The following is a 19,502-nucleotide window of genomic DNA, read 5'->3' as shown; positions in this document are numbered from 1 at the left end:
TTTGAAAATTATCTATTTTCATAATTAAATTTAGGAATATGATGAAAATCTTTGTTTTTAGCGATAATATAAATATATTCAAAGCTATATATAAGATTCTACGCTCTTTAGATTACAATATAGATTATTTTTGTTCTCCAGAATCTAAGCAAATATTTAAAGAATTCACTTTCATTAAACCAAAAAATATCAAATCAAATTATGAAGTTTTATTGAGCTATGATTTAGGATTTTCAATCCATAGTAAGCAGATTTTCCCAAATATTTTAGTAGAAAAAGTCCTTTGTATTAATCTCCACCCCGGATACAATCCCCATAATAGAGGCATATATCCACAAAGTTTTTCTATAATCAATAAACTGCCTATCGGGGCGACTTTACACATTATGGATTCTAATATTGATAGCGGAGATATAATCGAGCAAATCCAAGTTAAAATAGAGCCATTTGATACAAGCCTAAGTTTATACAAAAAAATACTAAGAGCTGAAATAAAGCTTTTTAAGAAAAATATCCATAATATCTTAAATCATAACTTCAAGGTAAAAAAGCTTAAAACTAAGGGAAATTACAATTCAAAAAGAGATTTTTGCGATTTGTGTAGGATTGATTTAGAAAAAACTATCACTATGCAAGAGGCATTAGACTATCTAAGAGCATTAAGCCACAAACCGCATAATAACGCATATTTCATAGATGCAAACGGCAATAAAGTCTATGTTCGTCTTGAAATAAGAAATCCAAAAAATAATATAGAAAAACTCGATATGGGGGGGGGTAGTAGAGTAAATCTGCCATCTCCTTTTTTGCAAAGGAGTGCTTAATGGCTCACTTTAGCATAGATGAGTTAAGAAATTTAGGGATTTCTCTACCCAACAATCCTAAAAATATCCAAATATCTAAAAAAACAAGTCTTTACAATCCCCATTTGATGGCTTTTGGAGATAATATCCGCATTGATGATTTTTGTATTTTAAGTGGAAAAATTATCATTGCGGATTTTATCCATATTAGTGCATTTGTAGCCCTATATGGCGGAAGTAATAAGGGCGGAATAGAGATTAATAGTTTTTCTACTATCTCACCAAAAGCTACGATTTTTGCCACAAATGACGACTTTAGTGGCGAATTCCTAATAAGCCCAATGGTTCATAAAATCTTTTGCAATGTAAAAGAAGCAAAAGTGTTATTAAACACCCATACGCAAATTTGCTCAAATGCTACTATTTTACCCGGAGTAGTTTGCGGAAAAGGAACTGTGCTTGGGGCGATGAGCTTATTAAAAAATAGCACGGAAGAATTTAGCATCTATGCTGGAATCCCAGCTCAAAAAATAAAAAATCGCTCTAAAAATATCCTAAAGTTAGAGCAAGAATTCCAAAGATTCTTGAGTAGAAATAATGATATGGGGGGGGGAATCGCAAAAAACGAAGCTTAATCAAAGCTGAATCTAAGAATCTAAACCTATATCTCATTTTATGGAATCCAAATTATTATAATCTAATTTTAAATAGTTCAAAAAAATCCCAGAATCTAGAGAATCCAAACCAAAAATTAGATTTAATCTATATAGAGAATTCCCTAAAAGCTCAAATACTAGAATCCCTAGACTGCAATAAAGAATATTTATTATTTGGTAATTCTATAGGTGCATTTATAGAATCTGCCAAAATTTGCTTTCTTTTTAATCCTATTTTAGAAAAATATTTAGCTAATAATAAAACTACAAATGCTATTTTTAGTAAAGAGAATCTAGATTCTAGCGAATCTTGCAAATCTCCATCACTTTCAAGTAAATTTCCACAAAATGCAATTTTTATTATTTTTTATAAATCAATTAGTGATTTTCCATTGCCATTTCTCACGCCTTTAGTGGGTAGCTTTTACAAGAAGCTAACACTTTGTGAGTTTGAAAACAAAGCGAAGCATAGTTTCCCGCAAAACGGAGCAAAGCGTAGTTTCCTTGAAAACGAAGCGAAGTTTCTTGAAAATAAAGCAAAGCAAAGCGAAATTTCCTTGCCAAGTAAAAATACTTGCAACTTTATGGGCTTTAAAGGGACAATGCCTTTTATTAAAATAAATAGAATATTTACCACTAATCATTTTCAAAGTCCTAGAAATCTCAGCTGGGTTAAGAGAGTAAAACTCCCCGTCGTAAAATCTAGCATCGCCAATCCACGAAGTGAAAATGTAAAGGTGGCTTAAATGAATAGCACAAAATCCCCAATCTACATAAATAAAATCGATAATATCAATTATCTAAAAAGCAATAAAAGCGATATTACTTCACTTCTCGCCCTAGCCTACTATGCGTCATTCCCAAAAAAGCTAATTAATAAAAACTTCATTGATGAGAAGTTTAACGCCCTACTAGAATACATAGCAAATAATCAATGCCATTTACTACTAGCCACAACAAACAATAAAGCTATAGGACTATGCCACTACTTTATCAAAGATGATTTTGAGGGCAAAAGAGGACATCTAAATCAAATCGCGGTATTGCCAGATTTTCAAGGCTCAAAATACACTACAAACGCCATTATTGGGGGGGGGGATTATGCTAACTCTTAAGGGCGAATCCAAGCTAACTTCCATTGCAAAAGAATTAATAAAAATAATGGAATCTAATCTTTTAAGCCAAAATATCCACTCCATAGATTTATTTGTAAGCTCGCATAATCTAGTAGCAATCAATCTATATCAAAAAAATGGCTTTATAGAATCTAGAAAACTCCTAAAAAAGATTATAAAATGAAAGCAATCGGCGGATATTTTGCTTTAGAATTAGCCCATTCTAAGTCATACCCACACACAAAAGCTCTGCATTTGCAATCCGCTCGAAGTGCCTTAAAGCTAATCATCAAAAACCACCATATCAAGCAACTCCATATGCCATATTTCACTTGCAAAACCTTACTAGATGCAGTAAGGGAGGCAAATTGCCAAATCAAATTTTATTCTATTAGTGAAAATTTCGCTCCATTGCTAGAGTGTAAATCTAGCGAGTGGATTTTATATACGAATTATTTTGGTATTAACTCCTTAAATGTGAATAATATCCTTTTAAAATATCCAAATGTCATTATTGACAACGCCCAAAGCTTTTTTGCCACACCATCTAAAACCTGCTTTTATAGCCCAAGGAAATTTCTAGGCGTTAGCGATGGGGGATTATTATACGATGAGTTTAAAGCTCCATTTTTAGGATATTTAAGCACTTTAGAGCAGGATACTAGCCTAGATAGAGCGATTTTCTTATTTAAAAGGCTTGAGTTTGGGGCGAAAAGTGGATATAAGGGCTTTATAGATTCCGAAAAATCGCTAGATTCCACCCCGCCAAAAACTATCTCAAACCTAACAAAGGCGATTTTAGAATCCACTAATTACACCTTTATAAAAAATAGACGCTTAAAAAACTACAGCACATTAAGCAAGATTCTAGATAATAATAGATTCCACAAAGATTTAGAATCTAGTGAAATTCCTATGATTTATCCATATTTTGGAAACCAAAAAATGCGGGATTTCCTAATCAATAATAAGATTTTCATAGCAAAATATTGGGCAAATGTAGAGGAGTTATGCCCTAAAAATTCATTTGAATTTTATCTAGCAACTCATCTTTTACCCCTACCAATCGACCAGCGATACGATAAAAGCGATATGTTAAGAATCGCAAAATATATATATGAATGTTTAGAATCTGCCCCATTTTCCAAAAAAGCCACACAGAATCTAAAAAATCCGCCATTGATGGGGGGGGGCGAATAGATGACGCTAGTATTTCTAATGCGATTTTGGAGGCTCATTGTGCATAAAATCGCATTTTATGTATCAGGTGGGGCTTCTAGGCTAAAAAATCTTTTTGAAAAAGATTCCTTTATCTTGCAAGATACACATTTAATCGTATTTGATAATCCACCTTTGGAATCCCTGCAAAAACTAGCAAATAAAGCCAAGATTCCATTACTTGAGATTGATTATAAAAAGTTAGGTTTGATACAAAAAGAGCGAAATAGATATTTAAGTGCCACACTTTTAAATGCGTTTAAAAAATACAAAATCACATATTGTTTTTGCTTTGGTAGATTGCTCTTAGAGGGTGAATTACTAAAGGTTTATAAGAATAAAATTATTAATTTCCACCCATCTATTCTGCCTATGTTTGCAGGAAATAGAGCTATTGACAAGCAATTAGAATCTAAATCTTTTTTACTTGGAAATACCGCACATTTTATAGATAGCCAAATGGATAGCGGACCAATTATTATGCAAAGCGTTCTAAGGAGAAGCGATTTTGTGGATTATGAGAGTGTGCTATCCCTGCAGATTCCAATGATTGAGCAAATCTATATGTGGATTAAAGAAAATCGAATTTTTATAAAAAATCACCAAGTTTATATCAAAGATTCTACTTCTACGCCTAGCTTTTTCCCAAATCTAGAAATAAGCAATAGAGGGAAAATATGAAAACGATATTTATCGGCAATAGATTAAATGTGCTAAATGCCATCTTAGAATCCAAGTTAAATCTCATTGCCATTTTTTTACAAAAAGATTCCTATGCAAGTAAGCAATTTCAAACGCCAATAAATATCCCAATTATTATATTTGACAATAAAGATTCGTTGATAAATGAAATAAAAAAATATCGTTTTGATTTGCTGGTTTCAAATGGATGTCCGTATATCTTGCCAATCTCCAAGCTAAAGACGCATAATCAAGTATTTATCAATATTCACCCATCGCTTTTACCAAAACTTCGTGGCAAAAATCCTATAAATGGAGCAGTATTATTCAACACAAATGCTGGAGTTAGCGTGCATACAATGACTGATGAAATAGACAGAGGCGAGATTCTTGCACAAATTAAGATTCCAATTAAGAATCTCCCGCTGTCTTTACTCTATAAGCTTTGTTTTAATGCCGAAGCAAAGGCGTTTAAAATGGCATTAGATTCTAATTTTATTCCGCTAAATCCAAAGCCCAAATACAAAGAGAGCTATTATTCTCGCCCTAAAGACATAAAAACCAACATTAATATAAATAATAAAGAGTTAATAAGGAAAATAAATGCCTTTAGTATCCCCCAACAAACCAGCAAGATAATCACAAAACAAGGAGAAATACAAGTGCTAAAAGCCACTACAATCAAGAATCCCTACCTAGATTCTATCGCTAAGGATTATATGAATTACGAAATAGTCGAGCAGTATGAAAACAAGATATTAATCTATAAAGACAATGAATTTTTAGAACTAGAGATTTATCCCAAAGAGCAAATTAAGCACTTGCATACTAGAGCGATTCTATGGGGGGGGGGAAATAGATGAGTGGCAATTATCTTGTAAAAATAATGCAATCCATCATCATACTCCAATACTACAAAGTCATTATGTATATGCTAATGCAAAAGGTATTCGCTATGGCATATCTTAGTCGTGAGGAAATCGCTAAAATCGGCTTTAAAAGCTATGGGGAGAATCTACAAATAAGCTCAAAAGCTACATTTTATCGCCCAGAGCGAATCTCGCTTGGAAATAATATAAAAATCGATGATTTTGCGGTGCTTGCGAATTATATAACTCTTAGCGATTACATTTTTATAGGGATTGGCTCACATCTTTTAGCAAGTGGCAATGCCCCTATAACACTAGAAAATTTCTCGACCCTAGCTTATCGCGTGATGATAATAACTTCTAGCGATGATTATAGCGGGGAATTTATGACAAATCCCACGATTCCAGATTCTTTTCGGGGTTGCTATGAAAAAAAAGTAAATCTTAATAAACACGCAATAATCGGGGCAAACTCTATGATAATGCCGGGCTGTGATATAGCCGAAGGTGTGGCAATAGGAGCGATGAGCCTAGTTACAAAACCAACAAAAGAATGGGGAATCTACGCTGGGAATCCCGCAAGGAGAATAAAAGAGCGAAGTAAGAATCTATTGGATTTAGAAAAGCAATTCTTAAAAAGCTTAAACCCAACTTTAAAAAATAGCGGAGCAAACCCAAAATGAGTAGAATTTTTGCAAAAAGATTGAATGCTAAGCCAACTAGCAAATTTATATCATCTTTTCTTTACACCAGAATCTTTGTGGATTTCAAATGCCAATGCCTATTGCAAGGAATGCAACCAATCTATAACAATAAACACCAAAGATTCTCGAATTTCTTGCAAAATGAAGCGGAGTGTAGTTTCCTTGAAAACGAAGCGGAGTGTAGTTTCCTTGAAAACGAAGCGGAGTGTAGTTTCCTTGAAAACGAAGCGGAGTGTAGTTTCCTTGAAAACGAAGCGGAGAGAGGTTTTTTGCTAAATCATACTTGTATTTTGATGGGCTTTAAAGGGGCGAAGCCCATTATTAAAAAACTAAGTGATTTTCCACTGCTATTTCTCAAATTTGCAACGCAAATTTGTAGCTTTAGGTGGGTCGAGGGAGTAAAACTCCTTGAAACATATAAATCAACGAGCGAATCCACAATGTCGTTTCTCCCGCCTTTAGCGAGTAGCTTCAGGGGGTTTAAAGGGGCAAAGCCCCTTATCGCAAGGATTGGCTATGCCAATCCGCGAAGTAAATTAATGGAAAACTTAAAATGAAAAAACTTCTAATGCTAGGCGGGAGCTACTTTCAAATCCCAGCGATAAAAAAAGCAAAAGAAATGGGACTTTATGTCATAACTTGCGATTATACGCCTACAAATCCGGGACATAGCATAAGCCACGAATACCACAATATCTCAACGACTGACAAAAATTCCATTTTAGTCCTAGCAAAAAAGCTAAAAATAGATGGAATCCTAGCCTATGCAAGCGACCCAGCCGCACCTATAGCGGCATTTGTAGCGGAAAATTTAGGCTTACCAACCCAACCATTAAAAAGCGTAGAAATACTCACAAATAAACATTTATTTAGGGATTTTCTAGCAAAAAATGGCTTTAAATCCCCAAAATCTACGAGTTTTAAGAATCTAGATTCTGCCCTAGATTGTTTTGCTGATTTCAATCCCCCATTAATCTTAAAGCCCGTAGATTCTAGCGGTAGCAAGGGAGTTTTTAGAATAGAATCCAAACAAGATTTAATAAAATATTTTGATAAATCCCTTTTATTTTCCAAAAGCCAAACCTTAATACTCGAAGAGTGGATAGATTTTGATGGCTATCAAATCGCAGGAGATGGCTTTAGTATCAATGGAGAGCTTATTTTTAGTGGGTTTGCAAATGAGCATTTTGATAAATCAAATATAAATCCATTCGTTCCTATCGGCGAGAGCTTCCCATATATCGGCACAAAAAGCGATTATAAAATATTAAAAGAGCAAATACAAAAAGTGCTATCTCTCCTAAACTTACAAAATGGAGCATATAACTTTGATATTAGATTGAAAAATAAGAAAGTGCATTTTTTAGAAATCGGTCCAAGAAATGGCGGAAATCTCATACCACAAGTCATTCAAAAAACTTTTGGAGTGGATTTGGTAAGGGCATCTATCTGCTCTAGCTTGGGAATGGATTTGGAGTGGTTTAGAGATGAGGTTGCTAAAAGTCGCATTTTGGGGCATTTTGCTTGTTATGTGTTGCATTCCAAAAAAAGCGGGATTTTCCACTCACTAGAATTTAAGCAGAATCTTAAAAAAGATATTGTTTTTCATCAGCTTTTTATAAAAAGTGGAGATGAGATTAAGTCGTTTAGCGGGAGTAATGCGACACTTGGAATGATAATATTTCGCTCAAATTCCACAGATGAAATGCTCTATCGTATGGAAAATATGGATAATTTTATTAAATTATTAGTATCCAAAAAACGCGATATGGGGGGGGGGTAGCAAAGAAATAAGATTTGAGATTATATTCTCTCTTATAATCTCTTATATTGAAATCTCCGCTACTAACGCTAAATCTAAGCAATTTATTGCTAATTTATCATTAAACGAAACTATAGCGAAGATTCTAACAAAACTAGTTTCTAGCGATTTACTTGATTTAAGGGCGAAACCCTTAGAAAAATCAGCAGAATCTAAGATTCTAGATTCTAGCAACTATTTATTAAAAACAAATATTAGGAATATCGCATGAAATATATTCCTAAGAATCAAACAATAGCCATAATGCAACCATACTTTTTGCCATATATTGGCTATTTTCAGCTTATAAATGCGGTAGATTCATTTGTCATTTACGATAATATAGAGTATTCTAAAAAATCATGGGTAAATCGCAATAGATTCCTACAGAACAACAAAGATTGCCTTTTTAGCCTGCCATTGCGGAAAGATTCCGATTTTTTGCATATTGATAAGCGATATTTAAGCGATAGTTTTAATCCAAGTAAGATATTAGATTCGCTTCATTTTGCATATAGAAAAGCTCCACATTATAATAGCTTAATGCCACTTTTAGAGTCGATTTTCTCGTATCCAAGGGAGAATCTATTTGATTTTATCTATCACTCTATCTTACTTATTTGTAGATATTTGGAGATAAAAAGCAATATTTTCATATCATCTTGCATTGATATAAATCATAGCCTAAAGTCCAAAGACAAGGTCATCTCCATTTGCAAAGCCCTAAATGCCACAAGCTACATAAACCCAATAGGTGGGATTGGACTATATTTTAATGATGATTTTAAAAGAGAAAATATCAATCTTAGATTCTTAGAAACAAATGGGAATCTAATCTATAGGCAATTTGAGAATGATTTTGTGCCAAATCTAAGTATTATCGATATAATCGCATTTAATGATATAGCACAAATCAAGCAACTACTACTCCAATATAAATTAATAGATTCTATAAAAAATGCGGAAAATTCCGCTATGGGGGGGGGTAGCAGATATTATCTAATAATCTTTCTCTATGATTATTATCGTTTAATCACACTAACACTTCTTTTTTATATTTTTTACCACTCTATTAATTCTATTAATCTCACCACAAGGACTAATTATGCAAGATAAAATCACCAAAATCATATTTGAATCTCTAAAAAATCTAAGCGATGAATTAGACAATCCAAATCTAGCAAATCCCACTTTAGATACGCCAATCTATGGCATAAATGGGAATTTAGATTCTCTAGCGTTGGTTAGCTTTATCGCAGATTTAGAGGAACGATTTAACGATGAATTAAATCTATCTATTATACTAGCAGACCAACGAGCAATGAGCCTTAGAAACTCGCCATTTAGAGATGTGCAAACACTGCTTCAATACATCGATTCCCTAATAGACAAAGAATAAAGCAATGAACCCAAAAGTATTTATCATAACTGGCACACGAAAGGGCATAGGTAGCTATCTAGCCACATATTTTCTAAAAGAGGGGCATATCGTATGTGGTTGCTCTAGAGGGGAATCTAGCATAGAGCATAAGAATTACAGGCATTTTGCCCTTGATGTTAGCGATGAAAATGCCGTGATTACAATGATACGAAATGTAAAAAGGGAGTTTGGGAATATTGATATTTTATTAAATAATGCTGGAATCGCATCTATGAATCACATTCTAACCACGCCATTTAAAAGCCTAAAAGATATATTTGCTACAAATTTCTTTGGGAGCTTTTTATTTATGCGTGAAGTTAGTAAGGTAATGATTAAGAATAAAAATAAACATAATCGAATAGTAAATTTCACCACGATAGCCGCCCCTTTAAGATTAGAGGGCGAGAGTGTATATGCGGCTTCTAAAGCGGCTATTGCGAATTTTACGCAAACCTGTGCTAAGGAATTAGCCACTTTTAATATCACTATAAATGCCATAGGACCAACGCCAATTGCAACAGATTTAATCAAAAATGTCCCAAAATCAAAGTTGGATTCCCTACTAGATAAACAAGCAATAAAGCGATTTGGGGAATTCGAAGATGTGCTAAATGTAATTAGATTCTTCATCGATGAGAAAAGCGACTTTATCACAGGGCAAATCATCTATTTAGGTGGCATAAATGAATAGTTTTATAGAGAAAATATTCGCCCATAATGGGAATCTAGACTGCCTAATCTATGAGGATAAGATATATTCATATAATGATTTAAAAAAGGCATTTGATGAGAAAATCACTCTTTTAGAATCTATCCCAAAAGGCTCTAGTTTAGCTATTGTAGGCGGATATGACCTAGAATCTATTGCTTTATTACTTGCTTGTATAGAATCTAAGATGATAATCGCCCCATTAATCAAAGGCGAAACAAACATAGAATCCAAACTAAGCGAAGCCCAAATTGAATATATACTCTTAGATTCCAAGCCAACCAAAACAAACTATATCAAAAATAATAAACTATTTGAGAATCTAAAAGGCACAAGCGGATTGATACTATTCTCAAGTGGCTCTACAGGCAAACCAAAAGCAATCATTCATAATTTTGATTTGATGTTAGAGGGTTATTTGGATAAAAAGCCAAAGCATATTAAAATGCTTTTATTTCTAGGATTCGACCACATCGGTGGGATTAATACACTTTTAAATTGCCTTGCAATCGGCGGATGTGGCATCGCAATAGAAAATCGAAAAGATATAGAGCTAATCGCAAAAGCCATAGAAAAGCATAAAATATCGCTTCTACCCTCCAGCCCAAGCCTATTAAACCTAATGCTAATCGCCCAAATCCACACAATGTATGATTTAAGTAGTTTGAAAATCATCACCTATGGAGCGGAGCAAATGCCACACTCGCTTTTAGAGCGATTGAAATTAGCTTATCCAAAGACTAGATTTCACCAAACATTTGGCACAAGTGAAACAGGCATAAGCCAAACAAAAACACTAAATAACGCAATAAAGCTTGAAAATATAGATTATAAAATCATTAATGGAGAGCTATTTTTAAAGTCCAAAACACAAACACTTGGCTATCTAAACGCCGATAATTCGGTTTTTAATGATGGGTATTTTGCCACAGGGGATTTGGTGAAAGTGGTAGAAAAAAATGGCGAGGAATTTATAGAGATTATCGGGCGAAAAAAAGAGATGATTAATATCGGTGGCGAAAAGCTACTCCCACAAGAAGTTGAGAGCGTGATTTTAGAATTACCATTTATATTAGAATGCCTAGTCTATGGGGAATCCAACCCCATAACAGGACAAAGCGTAAGTGCGAAAATCAAACTAAATCCAAAATGCAAGGAATCTAAACTCTCAAATGTGGATTTAAAGAAAATCATTAGGGAGTTTTGCAAGGACAAAATGCCAAGATACAAGATTCCAAGCAAGATTCTAAAAGTAGATGAAATCGCCCTAAGCGATAGAATGAAAAAAAGTAGAAATTAAAAAGGGGATATATGAATAGCTTTTATTCTAAAGATGAATTAGCCAAGCTCGGCTTAAAAAGCTTTGGTGAAAATGTTTATATAAGCAAAAAAGCAAGTTTATATAATGTGAAAAACATAAGCTTAGATTCTAATATTAGAATCGATGATTTTGCAATCTTAAGTGGAAAAATTACTATTGGCTCATTCGTTCATATCGGGGCTGGAAGTCTTATTTTAGCTGGAGAAAATGGCATAGATATAGAAGATTTTGTGGGGATTTCTAGCGGGGTTAAGATATATGGCTCTAGTGATGATTATAGCGGGGAAAGCCTTACAAATCCAATGATTCCAAATGAGTTTAAGAATCTCTCCACCGCAAAGATTCACATTCAAAAGCACTCGCTCATCGGCTCTACAAGCATTATTTTGCCATCTAGTGGCGGGACTAATCTTGGCGTAAGCATAGGTGCTTTTAGCTTAGTAATGCGTCCTACAAAGGAATTTGGAATCTATTTTGGGATTCCAGCAAAAAGGATTGCAGAGCGGAATAAAAAACTCCTAGATTTAGAAAAAGAATTTTTGGCTATTTACAAAAATCGTAAATGGGGGGGGGTAGCACATAAAACCAAGATTCCGCTAAATTCTCCAAAATCCAAATCCATAGAATCTAAAAGGCTTCGCTATGCCTAAGATTATGTTTAATAATGCAAAAATAGCTGGGATTGTCGCTTGTGTGCCAAAAGATTCTATAAGCTTAGATTCTCAAATAAATATATTTTATGACAATAATACCGCCAAACTAAATAGAATCAAAAAAACAATTGGGCTAGATAAAAGACATATAGCCGATAAAAACACTACTACACTTGATTTATGCCTAGAATCTGCTAGGTTATTATTAGAAATGCTATCGCTTGATAGGGATAAAATCGATGCTGTGATTTTCGTAACGCAAACGCCAGATTTTCTCCAGCCGAATAATTCCCATATATTGCATTCACATTTGAATCTCAAAGAAAGCTGTGCTTGTTTTGATGTAAATCAGGGCTGTAGTGGCTATGTATATGGATTATATCTCGCATTTATGATGATTGAAACTAACTTGGATAATATTCTTTTATGTGCCGGAGATACGATGAGTAAGGTGGTAAATCCAAGCGATTCAAATACTGCTCCACTTTTTGGCGATGGCGGAAGTGCCACAATAATCACACGAAAAATCGCTAAAAGCTATTTTAGCCTAAATGCAAATGGTAATGGATATAGAAATATCATACTTCCAAATAGTGGCTTTCGTGGAAATTTAAGCGATATTAATTGCGAAATAGATTCTAAAGATTCTATGGATTCCGCAGATTCCAAAGATTCCACCAAAGATATAGATTCCAAATATCTATATATGAATGGCGGGGAAGTCTTTAATTTCTCCATTGACAAAGAACCAAAGGCGATAAAAGAGATTTTGGGGTTTGGGAAATATAATATAAATGATATTGATTTGATATTTTTCCACCAAGCAAATGCCTATATTCTCACAAATATCGCAAAACGATTAAATATCCCACTAGAAAAAGTGCCAATGGAGAGCATATCAAAATATGGCAATACAAGCTCCGCTTCAATCCCACTTGCGATATGCGACTACTGCACAAATAAAAAAATAGAAAAGAATCTAAAAGTAATCTTAAGTGGATTTGGCGTAGGGCTTAGCTGGGCTAGTGCATTATTGGAGCTAGATTCGCCAATGATTAACATTAAATTTTATCAAAAGGAGACAAAATGACAAAAGAAGAATTACTACTTCAACTACAAGATGCCTTACAAAAAGATGATGCTTTAAATGAAAACGATGAGTTAGATTCCCTAGAAGAGTGGGACAGCCTAGCTATTATTTCCATTATCAATCTATATGAAATATTATTTAATATCAAAATCTCAGGCAATAAGCTAAAAGAATGCAAAACTATCGCAGACATTCTTTCCCTAGCTCCTATAAATAGCTCAAATGGAAAATAGAATGTTAGAATTTGACTTTAAGAATAAATTCTATCTTATAAGTGGGGCAAGTAGTGGCATAGGCAAAGCCATCGCATTAGAGTTAAATAAAGCTGGGGCAAAAATACTAGCATTAGGGCGAAATAAACAAAGATTAGAATCCCTAAAAGCAGAATCTAAAAATCCAGATTTAATGTTTAGTGAGATAGTAGATTTAGCAGATTCTACAAATTTAGATAAAAAAATCTTTGAATTTTCAAAGCAATATGGCAGATTCGATGGAGCTACACTATCTGCTGGAATCCAGCAGACAGTGCCGATTCAATCGGCACTGTCTGTGGAAAACGCGAAAATGCTATTTGAAATAAATTATTTCTCAAATATGCAAATACTAAAAGCCCTTAGCGATAGAAGAGCAAATAATAATGGTTGTTCGATAATATTCCTAAGCTCAAATGCAACCATAAAAGCAAATGCGGGAATCTCCCAATATAGTGCCTCAAAAGGTGCATTAAATGTCGCTACTAAATCCCTAGCAATTGAACTTGCCCCTAAAAATATACGCGTAAATGCCATCGCCCCGGGATTTACACTAACAGAAATGACAGAATCTTGGAGTGATATATATGATAAAGAATACATAGATAAAATCTCTAAAACCTATCCTCTTGGGCTTGGCAAACCTAGCGATATTGTGGGAATCGCTATATTTCTACTCTCGCCACTCTCAAGGTGGATTACAGGGCAGATTATAGTAGTAGATGGAGGTGGAAGCCTATGAAAAATATAAATATGCCTAAAAAGTATATAAATCCACTTTCAAATCAGCGGAATCTAAATCATTATAATGATGATGAATTAAGCCAAATTGGCTTTAAGAGCATTGGCGAAAATGTCCTAATCTCCAAAATGTGCCGAATCTACAATCCATCAAATATCTCCATTGGTAGTAATGTCCGCATTGATGATTTTGTGCTTTTAAGTGGGAAAATTAGCATTGGCTCATTTGTGCATCTTGCTATTTATAGCGGGATTATCGGCGGAAAAGCGGGAGTTTCTTTGGGGGATTTTTGTGGGATTAGCATTGGCTCACAGATTCTAGCTAGTAGCGATGATTTTAATGGCGGATTTCTAATTGGTCCTTGTGTGGCAAATGATTTTAGAAATATCAAAGAAAAACCCGTTATTCTCGTTCGCCACTCTCATATTGGAGCTCATTCGCTAGTTTTACCCGGAAGCTATTTTGAAATAGGCTCAATACTTGGAGCAATGAGTATCAATATGGGGCGAAAGCTAAAATCATGGAGCTATTACTATGGCAATCCCGCAAAGAAAATCTATGATTTAGATAGCCAAACAATACTAAAAAAAGAAAAAGAATTTTTAGCTAGTTTTTGCGATATGGGGGGGGGGAATTATAAAAAACTAGGATTCCACCTTACCTTAGTATTTGAAAATTCGCTTAGAGCGTATAAAAATCGCTTAGATTCTTTCAATCCTTTAGAATCTCCATCATTTTCCATCTCAAGTAAATTTCCACTTCATAAATTTCCATTAGCTTTAGAATCTACAAAGTGGGATTTTATGGAGATTAAAAACGAAGCGAAGCAAAATTTCTTGAAAAACAAAGCCAAGCCATTCGTCGCAAGGCTTGGCGAAGCCAATCCGCGAATACAATACAAAAACTTCTTAAGTTTCATTGAAAACGAAATGAAGCGAAACGAAATTTTCTTGCCAAGTAAAAAGACTTGTAGCTTAATGGAGTCTAAAGAGGCAACGCCATTTATTGAAAAACTAGGCGAATCCACAATGCGATTTCTCCCGCCTTTAGCGGGTAGCTTAAGGGGATTTAAAAGCATAGCTTCTTGCAAAGGACAAATTTTGTTTATCAGCGAAATAAAAATATTTGTAGCTAAAGGGATAACGCCCCTTATCGTAAAACAAGCAAAGCGTAGTTTCCCACAAGAGGCAATGCCTCTTATTAAAAAAATAAGCAAATTTCCACTGCCATTTCTCCCGCCTTTAGCGGGTAGCTTCGGGTGGTTTAAAGGGGCGAATCCCTTTATTAAAATAAATAGAGGATTCACCACTAATTATTTTCGAAGTCCTCAAAATTTTAGGTGGGTCGAGGGACTCCCCGTCGCAAGGATTAGCTTTACCAATCCACAAAGCGAAAATGTAAAGGTGGCTTAAATGAAAGTATTTAATCTAGCTTTTATCGGTGGGGCGGTGGATTCTGCTATTGGATATACGCATTTTATCGCTTCACAAATGGACCATAGATTCTCACTAAAAGCCGCTTGTTTTAGTAGAAATAAGGAAATAAATCGCCAAAGTGCTAGTTTATGGTGTAATTACGATGATTTTAATCTATATGATAATTACTTGGATTTACTAGAAAATGAGCGGGAAAATATCGATGCTATTTGCGTTCTTACGCCTACGCCAACGCATAAAAATATCGTTTGTGATGCATTAAAATATGGCTATGCCGTGATTTGTGAAAAAACGCTTTGTATGAGCCTAAAAGAAGCTCTTGAGATTAAAGATATTTTGGATTCCAAAAATGGATTCTTAGCTATCACCTATAATTACACAGGCTATCCTATGCTTAGGGAATTGCGAGAGATGATTATAAATGGAGATTTTGGGCGAGTGCATAATATACAGATTGAAATGCCACAAGAGGGATTCATTAGAAATATTAATGGAATGCCACCAAAACCGCAAGAATGGCGATTGAGTGATGTAGAGATTCCCATTATTTCACTAGATTTGGGGGTGCATACGCAAAATATCATATCATTTTTAAGTGGCAAAAAGCCAGAAAATGTCCTTGCTTTGGCAAATAGTGCTGGGCATTTTAAACATATAATCGATGATGTGAGTATATTGGCATCATTTAGCGATGATTTGATTGTAAATATGTGGTATTCCAAATCTGCACTTGGCTTTAGGAATGGCTTGAAAGTGCGAGTTTTCGGGGAAAATCTTAGCAGTGAATGGATACAAAATAACCCCGAAGAATTGCTAATAAACACAAAGGAGGGAGAGCGGATAATAAAAGATAGAGCATCGCCACTAAGGGCAAATATAGCAAATCTCGCTAGATATAATCGCTTTAAGGCTGGGCATCCGGCGGGATTTATCGAGGCATTTGGGAATTACTACAATGATATTGCCACTTCGCTAAATAATTTTAAAAATAATAAACCTTTTTCGCCATATACATTTGGCATAAAGAGTGCCATTCAAGAGCTAATATTTTTTGAGGCAGTTAGCAAATCGTATAAAAATAAATCACAAATAATTATAAAGGATATAAATGAAAGCAGAATTTAGAGCCCCAACAAGTAAAGATAGAAAACCATTAATTGAACTATTGCCATTAAAAACCCCGCTTACAATGTATATCGACCCAAGCAGTATTTGTAATTTTGCTTGTAAATTTTGCTTCCAAGCAAATAAAAAGATAAAACGACAAATGCAATTACAGCTTATGACAATGGATATTTTTAATATGATTGTAGAGCAATTGGGGGATTTTGAGGATTCTATAAAAATGGTGCATTTGCATGGATTTGGTGAGCCACTTTTAAATAAGAATTTCTATAAAATGGTAAAGATTTTAAGAGATTCTAAGCTTGTAGATAGGATAGCGACAACGACAAATGTATCGCTCTTAACAAAGGAAAATACGCATAAGATAATAGAATCTGGGCTTAATCAAGTGCATTTTTCTATTTATGGATTAAGCGATGATAATTATCTAACATTCTCTGGCAAAAAAACATCATTTAAACACATCTTAGACAATATTAAATATTTCTATGCCAATAAGAAAAATTGTCATATTCATATAAAAATCAATGGCGATTATTATAGCAATGCAGATAAAGAGCGATTTTTAGATATTTTTGGTGATTATTGCGATAGTATTTTTATCGATGGAGTGGCAAATATATGGCCTTTAATGGATGTGGCTGAAACATTATCAATAAATCTCTCAAAAGAACAAAAAGAAACAACGAAATTACAACATCAATATAAACATATAAAACCGCAAAAAGATAATCTTTGTCCAAATATTTTTTATCAACTTATGATTCACTCAAATGGCGATATTAGCCCTTGTTGTGCGGATTATCTAGGGAAAATCAAACTTGGAAATATAAAAACGCATAATCTAAAAAATATATGGGGGGGGGGAAATCGCGTTTGGAGCTAATAAAATTGCATCTTAAATCACAAAAACCACCGATTTGCAAATCTTGTGAATACCCAAATATGGCTAGCACAGTATCCCTAAATGAGCATTTAGAAACAATAAAAAAGATATTTGGAGAAACAAATGAAAAATAAAAATTGCAAATCTTATGAGCTAGATTCTAGGAATCCAAATATCCCTTTAAACAAAACGGCGGGGAGATTCTACTTTGAGAAATTTATAAATAATTTTAATGAATCCAAAGAAATAATAAATATGTATAAAAATCTATTTGGCAAGAATCTAGGAAAATTAAACCATAATGGAAAGAAAAAGATATTTAAAAACTTTGTTTGTATTATTAATCTAGAGACAAATTCATATTGTAATAGAACTTGTCATTATTGTCCTTTGGCGACATTTAAGCGAAAAGAAAATCATAATATCGATAATGAAATATTTCTTAAGATTCTAAGCGAATTAGAATCCATAGATTATAACTCCACGATTTGCCTAAATCTCTATAATGAGCCTTTGAGCGATAAAGATTTATTTGAGCGGATTAGTATGATTAAAAAGAGATTGCCAAAATGCTTTTTGCGATTTAATTCCAATGGTGATTTTATAGATATTTCTACATTGCAAAAGCTGGAATCTAGCGGATTAGATTCCCTAAATATTACGCTTCACACGACTAAAATCAACTCTTACAATGATATTTGGGCAAAAAAAGTATTAGGGAAATTCTACTCCAAGCTAGGTTTACAAACACCCCAATATACCATAAATCCAAATCAATCCATAACTTCTAGCATCTATTTTGGTAAGTGCAATATGCTTGTAAATACTACAAATTGGGATTTATATGGCAATGATAGGGGGGGGGGTAATACATAATTTGAGTATCAATCAAAGGCAAACTCCTTGCATTAAGATATTTCGTGAATTTACTATTGATTATCAAGGGCGAGTTTTCCCTTGTTGTAATCTATTTCCCGATGATATTAATAATGCAAAATATATATTTGGGAATCTTAAAAATGAAAGCATATTTGATATTTTTAGCTCTAAGATTTGGGCGAAATGGCGAGAGAATTTATTTATAGATTCTCCTAAATCCACCCCTTGTAAAACCTGTAATGATGGATATTTTGGTAATCACAATCAAAAAGCACATCTAAGATTATTAGAAAACTTAACATAAAGGATAAAAATGAATATACAAAAAACTAACATCACAGATAAGCAAATCGCCTTTTTTAGGGAGTTTTTAGCTGGTGATACAAAGCGATATATATTTGGTCATAATCAATATAGTAAAAGCATTATTAATGAACTTTTAAAGAAAAATCTAACAATCGAAGCGATTGTAGATGACTTCACCACTAAAACTTTTGATATTTTTTATATGCCAGATTCTACTAATCCGCCTAATACTTTAAAGGAAATTAAGATTCCAATCATCAAAACACAGGGCTTAAAAAAAGGTAAAGTAGTAGTAGTAGTAGTAGTAACGAGCCAGACGCAAACAGCATTGCAAAAGCTAGAATCCTTACAAAATAAGCAATTGGAATTTATGGATTATTTCGCATTTTATAAAGTAAATTATGAATTTAGAAAAAACGAGAATCTTATAGAAAATCTAAAAGAAAGTGAGAAATTTGGCTTAGATTTGCTTGATTTGGAGTTTTTCGATGGATTTATCGCAAGTATAAATAATACCAAAATAAGCACTTGGAAAGACTTTAGAGCACATTTTTGGGATAATAAAAATGCATATGAAAATATCTATAATCTCCTAAATGACGCAGAATCTAAAAGGCAGTTTGAGAAAATAGTAAATTTTAGATTGAATAGTGATTTTCGCTTTATGGAGGGCTTTAGCTTTAGACCAAAGGAGCAGTATTTTGAGGATTTCCTGCCGTTAAAAAATATTGATATTTTCTTTGATATTGGGGCGTATAAGGGCGAGAGTAGCTTGGAGTTTATAAAACATAATAAAAATTATAAGCAAATCTATTTTTTTGAGCCAGAGCGTAA

The 19,502-nt window shown here is 33.7% G+C and carries 26 protein-coding genes; 25 read left to right on the top strand and 1 reads right to left on the bottom strand.

All coding sequences use genetic code 11. The features are described 5' to 3' along the window. Positions 1-41 precede the first annotated feature (41 nt). The gene (locus CCY99_RS09185) at positions 42-824 is read left to right on the top strand and encodes a dTDP-4-amino-4,6-dideoxyglucose formyltransferase (RefSeq protein ID WP_220092256.1); all 783 of its coding nucleotides are present in this window, start codon (positions 42-44) and stop codon (positions 822-824) included. Then, a complete protein-coding gene (locus CCY99_RS09180; protein WP_112061118.1) occupies positions 824-1,438 on the top strand; it encodes an acyltransferase in 615 nt (204 codons plus the stop codon). The genes CCY99_RS09185 and CCY99_RS09180 overlap by 1 nt, the downstream gene beginning before the upstream one ends. A gap of 151 nt (positions 1,439-1,589) precedes the next feature. Here the strand turns inward: CCY99_RS09180 and CCY99_RS09175 are convergent, their stop codons facing one another. Next, the gene (locus CCY99_RS09175; RefSeq protein ID WP_112061117.1) at positions 1,590-1,775 is read right to left on the bottom strand and encodes a hypothetical protein; all 186 of its coding nucleotides are present in this window, start codon (positions 1,773-1,775) and stop codon (positions 1,590-1,592) included. A 76-nt stretch (positions 1,776-1,851) separates the two neighbouring features. Here CCY99_RS09175 and CCY99_RS09170 point away from each other — a divergent pair, with 76 nt between their 5' ends. The 23 genes from CCY99_RS09170 to CCY99_RS09060 all read left to right on the top strand — a co-directional run. Continuing rightward, the gene (locus tag CCY99_RS09170) at positions 1,852-2,205 is read left to right on the top strand and encodes a hypothetical protein (protein WP_112061116.1); all 354 of its coding nucleotides are present in this window, start codon (positions 1,852-1,854) and stop codon (positions 2,203-2,205) included. Then, the gene (locus CCY99_RS09165; protein WP_112061115.1) at positions 2,206-2,574 is read left to right on the top strand and encodes a GNAT family N-acetyltransferase; all 369 of its coding nucleotides are present in this window, start codon (positions 2,206-2,208) and stop codon (positions 2,572-2,574) included. After that, positions 2,561-2,758, top strand: a complete 198-nt coding sequence (locus CCY99_RS09160) for a GNAT family N-acetyltransferase (protein WP_112061114.1) — start codon at positions 2,561-2,563, stop codon at positions 2,756-2,758. Before CCY99_RS09165 ends, CCY99_RS09160 begins: the two co-directional genes overlap by 14 nt. After that, positions 2,755-3,774, top strand: a complete 1,020-nt coding sequence (locus tag CCY99_RS09155; protein ID WP_112061113.1) for a hypothetical protein — start codon at positions 2,755-2,757, stop codon at positions 3,772-3,774. The genes CCY99_RS09160 and CCY99_RS09155 overlap by 4 nt, the downstream gene beginning before the upstream one ends. Continuing rightward, positions 3,775-4,473, top strand: a complete 699-nt coding sequence (locus tag CCY99_RS09150; RefSeq protein ID WP_112061112.1) for a formyltransferase family protein — start codon at positions 3,775-3,777, stop codon at positions 4,471-4,473. Continuing rightward, positions 4,470-5,336, top strand: coding sequence for a formyltransferase family protein (locus CCY99_RS09145; RefSeq protein WP_112061111.1), 867 nt, complete (start codon positions 4,470-4,472; stop codon positions 5,334-5,336). Before CCY99_RS09150 ends, CCY99_RS09145 begins: the two co-directional genes overlap by 4 nt. Then, positions 5,333-6,025, top strand: coding sequence for an acyltransferase (locus tag CCY99_RS09140; RefSeq protein WP_220092255.1), 693 nt, complete (start codon positions 5,333-5,335; stop codon positions 6,023-6,025). The genes CCY99_RS09145 and CCY99_RS09140 overlap by 4 nt, the downstream gene beginning before the upstream one ends. Beyond that, a complete protein-coding gene (locus CCY99_RS09135; protein ID WP_112061110.1) occupies positions 6,022-6,603 on the top strand; it encodes a hypothetical protein in 582 nt (193 codons plus the stop codon). The genes CCY99_RS09140 and CCY99_RS09135 overlap by 4 nt, the downstream gene beginning before the upstream one ends. Then, positions 6,600-7,829, top strand: coding sequence for an ATP-grasp domain-containing protein (locus CCY99_RS09130; RefSeq protein WP_112061109.1), 1,230 nt, complete (start codon positions 6,600-6,602; stop codon positions 7,827-7,829). Before CCY99_RS09135 ends, CCY99_RS09130 begins: the two co-directional genes overlap by 4 nt. 246 nt (positions 7,830-8,075) lie before the next feature. Further along, positions 8,076-8,963: a WbqC family protein gene (locus tag CCY99_RS09125; protein ID WP_220092254.1), complete on the top strand. Its 888-nt coding sequence runs from the start codon at positions 8,076-8,078 to the stop codon at positions 8,961-8,963. Then, positions 8,953-9,246: a hypothetical protein gene (locus CCY99_RS09120; RefSeq protein ID WP_112061108.1), complete on the top strand. Its 294-nt coding sequence runs from the start codon at positions 8,953-8,955 to the stop codon at positions 9,244-9,246. The genes CCY99_RS09125 and CCY99_RS09120 overlap by 11 nt, the downstream gene beginning before the upstream one ends. Before the next feature lie 4 nt (positions 9,247-9,250). Continuing rightward, a complete protein-coding gene (locus tag CCY99_RS09115; RefSeq protein WP_112061107.1) occupies positions 9,251-9,961 on the top strand; it encodes an SDR family oxidoreductase in 711 nt (236 codons plus the stop codon). Next, a complete protein-coding gene (locus tag CCY99_RS09110; RefSeq protein WP_112061106.1) occupies positions 9,954-11,279 on the top strand; it encodes a fatty acid--CoA ligase family protein in 1,326 nt (441 codons plus the stop codon). The genes CCY99_RS09115 and CCY99_RS09110 overlap by 8 nt, the downstream gene beginning before the upstream one ends. Positions 11,280-11,290: 11 nt before the next feature. Further along, positions 11,291-11,950 carry a transferase gene (locus CCY99_RS09105; protein WP_112061105.1) on the top strand — a complete coding sequence of 220 codons (660 nt, stop codon included), beginning with the start codon at positions 11,291-11,293 and terminating at the stop codon, positions 11,948-11,950. After that, positions 11,943-13,043 carry a ketoacyl-ACP synthase III gene (locus CCY99_RS09100; RefSeq protein WP_112061104.1) on the top strand — a complete coding sequence of 367 codons (1,101 nt, stop codon included), beginning with the start codon at positions 11,943-11,945 and terminating at the stop codon, positions 13,041-13,043. The genes CCY99_RS09105 and CCY99_RS09100 overlap by 8 nt, the downstream gene beginning before the upstream one ends. Next, on the top strand, positions 13,040-13,276 hold the full coding sequence (locus CCY99_RS09095) for a phosphopantetheine-binding protein (protein WP_112061103.1): 237 nt from the start codon (positions 13,040-13,042) through the stop codon (positions 13,274-13,276). Before CCY99_RS09100 ends, CCY99_RS09095 begins: the two co-directional genes overlap by 4 nt. 1 nt (position 13,277) lies before the next feature. Continuing rightward, positions 13,278-14,036: an SDR family oxidoreductase gene (locus CCY99_RS09090; RefSeq protein WP_112061102.1), complete on the top strand. Its 759-nt coding sequence runs from the start codon at positions 13,278-13,280 to the stop codon at positions 14,034-14,036. Further along, a complete protein-coding gene (locus CCY99_RS09660) occupies positions 14,033-15,448 on the top strand; it encodes a hypothetical protein (protein WP_181646908.1) in 1,416 nt (471 codons plus the stop codon). Before CCY99_RS09090 ends, CCY99_RS09660 begins: the two co-directional genes overlap by 4 nt. Continuing rightward, the gene (locus CCY99_RS09080; protein WP_112061101.1) at positions 15,449-16,597 is read left to right on the top strand and encodes a Gfo/Idh/MocA family oxidoreductase; all 1,149 of its coding nucleotides are present in this window, start codon (positions 15,449-15,451) and stop codon (positions 16,595-16,597) included. It begins immediately after the preceding gene. After that, a complete protein-coding gene (locus tag CCY99_RS09075; RefSeq protein WP_112061100.1) occupies positions 16,581-17,483 on the top strand; it encodes a radical SAM protein in 903 nt (300 codons plus the stop codon). Before CCY99_RS09080 ends, CCY99_RS09075 begins: the two co-directional genes overlap by 17 nt. A 123-nt stretch (positions 17,484-17,606) precedes the next feature. Then, positions 17,607-18,359 carry a radical SAM protein gene (locus CCY99_RS09070; protein WP_112061099.1) on the top strand — a complete coding sequence of 251 codons (753 nt, stop codon included), beginning with the start codon at positions 17,607-17,609 and terminating at the stop codon, positions 18,357-18,359. After that, positions 18,328-18,666, top strand: a complete 339-nt coding sequence (locus CCY99_RS09065; RefSeq protein WP_112061098.1) for an SPASM domain-containing protein — start codon at positions 18,328-18,330, stop codon at positions 18,664-18,666. The genes CCY99_RS09070 and CCY99_RS09065 overlap by 32 nt, the downstream gene beginning before the upstream one ends. 9 nt (positions 18,667-18,675) lie before the next feature. Further along, positions 18,676-19,502, top strand: an 827-nt coding sequence (locus CCY99_RS09060) for a hypothetical protein (RefSeq protein ID WP_220092253.1), incomplete at its 3' end; no start/stop codon positions are given.

It is taken from the genome of Helicobacter sp. 16-1353, assembly GCF_003288815.1.
Lineage (GTDB): Bacteria > Campylobacterota > Campylobacteria > Campylobacterales > Helicobacteraceae > NHYM01.
Note: the sequence above shows the minus strand (reverse complement) of the source record. Positions and strands in the feature narration are given on the sequence as shown.

What these genes read in the sequence shown, in the direction of transcription:
- CCY99_RS09185 (WP_220092256.1), top strand. Translation starts at nt 42, where the DNA reads ATGAAAATCTTTGTTTTTAGCGATAATATAAATATATTCAAAGCTATA.
- CCY99_RS09180 (WP_112061118.1), top strand. Translation starts at nt 824, where the DNA reads ATGGCTCACTTTAGCATAGATGAGTTAAGAAATTTAGGGATTTCTCTA.
- CCY99_RS09165 (WP_112061115.1), top strand. Translation starts at nt 2,206, where the DNA reads ATGAATAGCACAAAATCCCCAATCTACATAAATAAAATCGATAATATC.
- CCY99_RS09160 (WP_112061114.1), top strand. Translation starts at nt 2,561, where the DNA reads ATGCTAACTCTTAAGGGCGAATCCAAGCTAACTTCCATTGCAAAAGAA.
- CCY99_RS09155 (WP_112061113.1), top strand. Translation starts at nt 2,755, where the DNA reads ATGAAAGCAATCGGCGGATATTTTGCTTTAGAATTAGCCCATTCTAAG.
- CCY99_RS09150 (WP_112061112.1), top strand. Translation starts at nt 3,775, where the DNA reads ATGACGCTAGTATTTCTAATGCGATTTTGGAGGCTCATTGTGCATAAA.
- CCY99_RS09145 (WP_112061111.1), top strand. Translation starts at nt 4,470, where the DNA reads ATGAAAACGATATTTATCGGCAATAGATTAAATGTGCTAAATGCCATC.
- CCY99_RS09140 (WP_220092255.1), top strand. Translation starts at nt 5,333, where the DNA reads ATGAGTGGCAATTATCTTGTAAAAATAATGCAATCCATCATCATACTC.
- CCY99_RS09135 (WP_112061110.1), top strand. Translation starts at nt 6,022, where the DNA reads ATGAGTAGAATTTTTGCAAAAAGATTGAATGCTAAGCCAACTAGCAAA.
- CCY99_RS09130 (WP_112061109.1), top strand. Translation starts at nt 6,600, where the DNA reads ATGAAAAAACTTCTAATGCTAGGCGGGAGCTACTTTCAAATCCCAGCG.
- CCY99_RS09125 (WP_220092254.1), top strand. Translation starts at nt 8,076, where the DNA reads ATGAAATATATTCCTAAGAATCAAACAATAGCCATAATGCAACCATAC.
- CCY99_RS09120 (WP_112061108.1), top strand. Translation starts at nt 8,953, where the DNA reads ATGCAAGATAAAATCACCAAAATCATATTTGAATCTCTAAAAAATCTA.
- CCY99_RS09115 (WP_112061107.1), top strand. Translation starts at nt 9,251, where the DNA reads ATGAACCCAAAAGTATTTATCATAACTGGCACACGAAAGGGCATAGGT.
- CCY99_RS09110 (WP_112061106.1), top strand. Translation starts at nt 9,954, where the DNA reads ATGAATAGTTTTATAGAGAAAATATTCGCCCATAATGGGAATCTAGAC.
- CCY99_RS09105 (WP_112061105.1), top strand. Translation starts at nt 11,291, where the DNA reads ATGAATAGCTTTTATTCTAAAGATGAATTAGCCAAGCTCGGCTTAAAA.
- CCY99_RS09100 (WP_112061104.1), top strand. Translation starts at nt 11,943, where the DNA reads ATGCCTAAGATTATGTTTAATAATGCAAAAATAGCTGGGATTGTCGCT.
- CCY99_RS09095 (WP_112061103.1), top strand. Translation starts at nt 13,040, where the DNA reads ATGACAAAAGAAGAATTACTACTTCAACTACAAGATGCCTTACAAAAA.
- CCY99_RS09090 (WP_112061102.1), top strand. Translation starts at nt 13,278, where the DNA reads ATGTTAGAATTTGACTTTAAGAATAAATTCTATCTTATAAGTGGGGCA.
- CCY99_RS09660 (WP_181646908.1), top strand. Translation starts at nt 14,033, where the DNA reads ATGAAAAATATAAATATGCCTAAAAAGTATATAAATCCACTTTCAAAT.
- CCY99_RS09080 (WP_112061101.1), top strand. Translation starts at nt 15,449, where the DNA reads ATGAAAGTATTTAATCTAGCTTTTATCGGTGGGGCGGTGGATTCTGCT.
- CCY99_RS09075 (WP_112061100.1), top strand. Translation starts at nt 16,581, where the DNA reads ATGAAAGCAGAATTTAGAGCCCCAACAAGTAAAGATAGAAAACCATTA.
- CCY99_RS09070 (WP_112061099.1), top strand. Translation starts at nt 17,607, where the DNA reads ATGAAAAATAAAAATTGCAAATCTTATGAGCTAGATTCTAGGAATCCA.
- CCY99_RS09065 (WP_112061098.1), top strand. Translation starts at nt 18,328, where the DNA reads ATGGCAATGATAGGGGGGGGGGTAATACATAATTTGAGTATCAATCAA.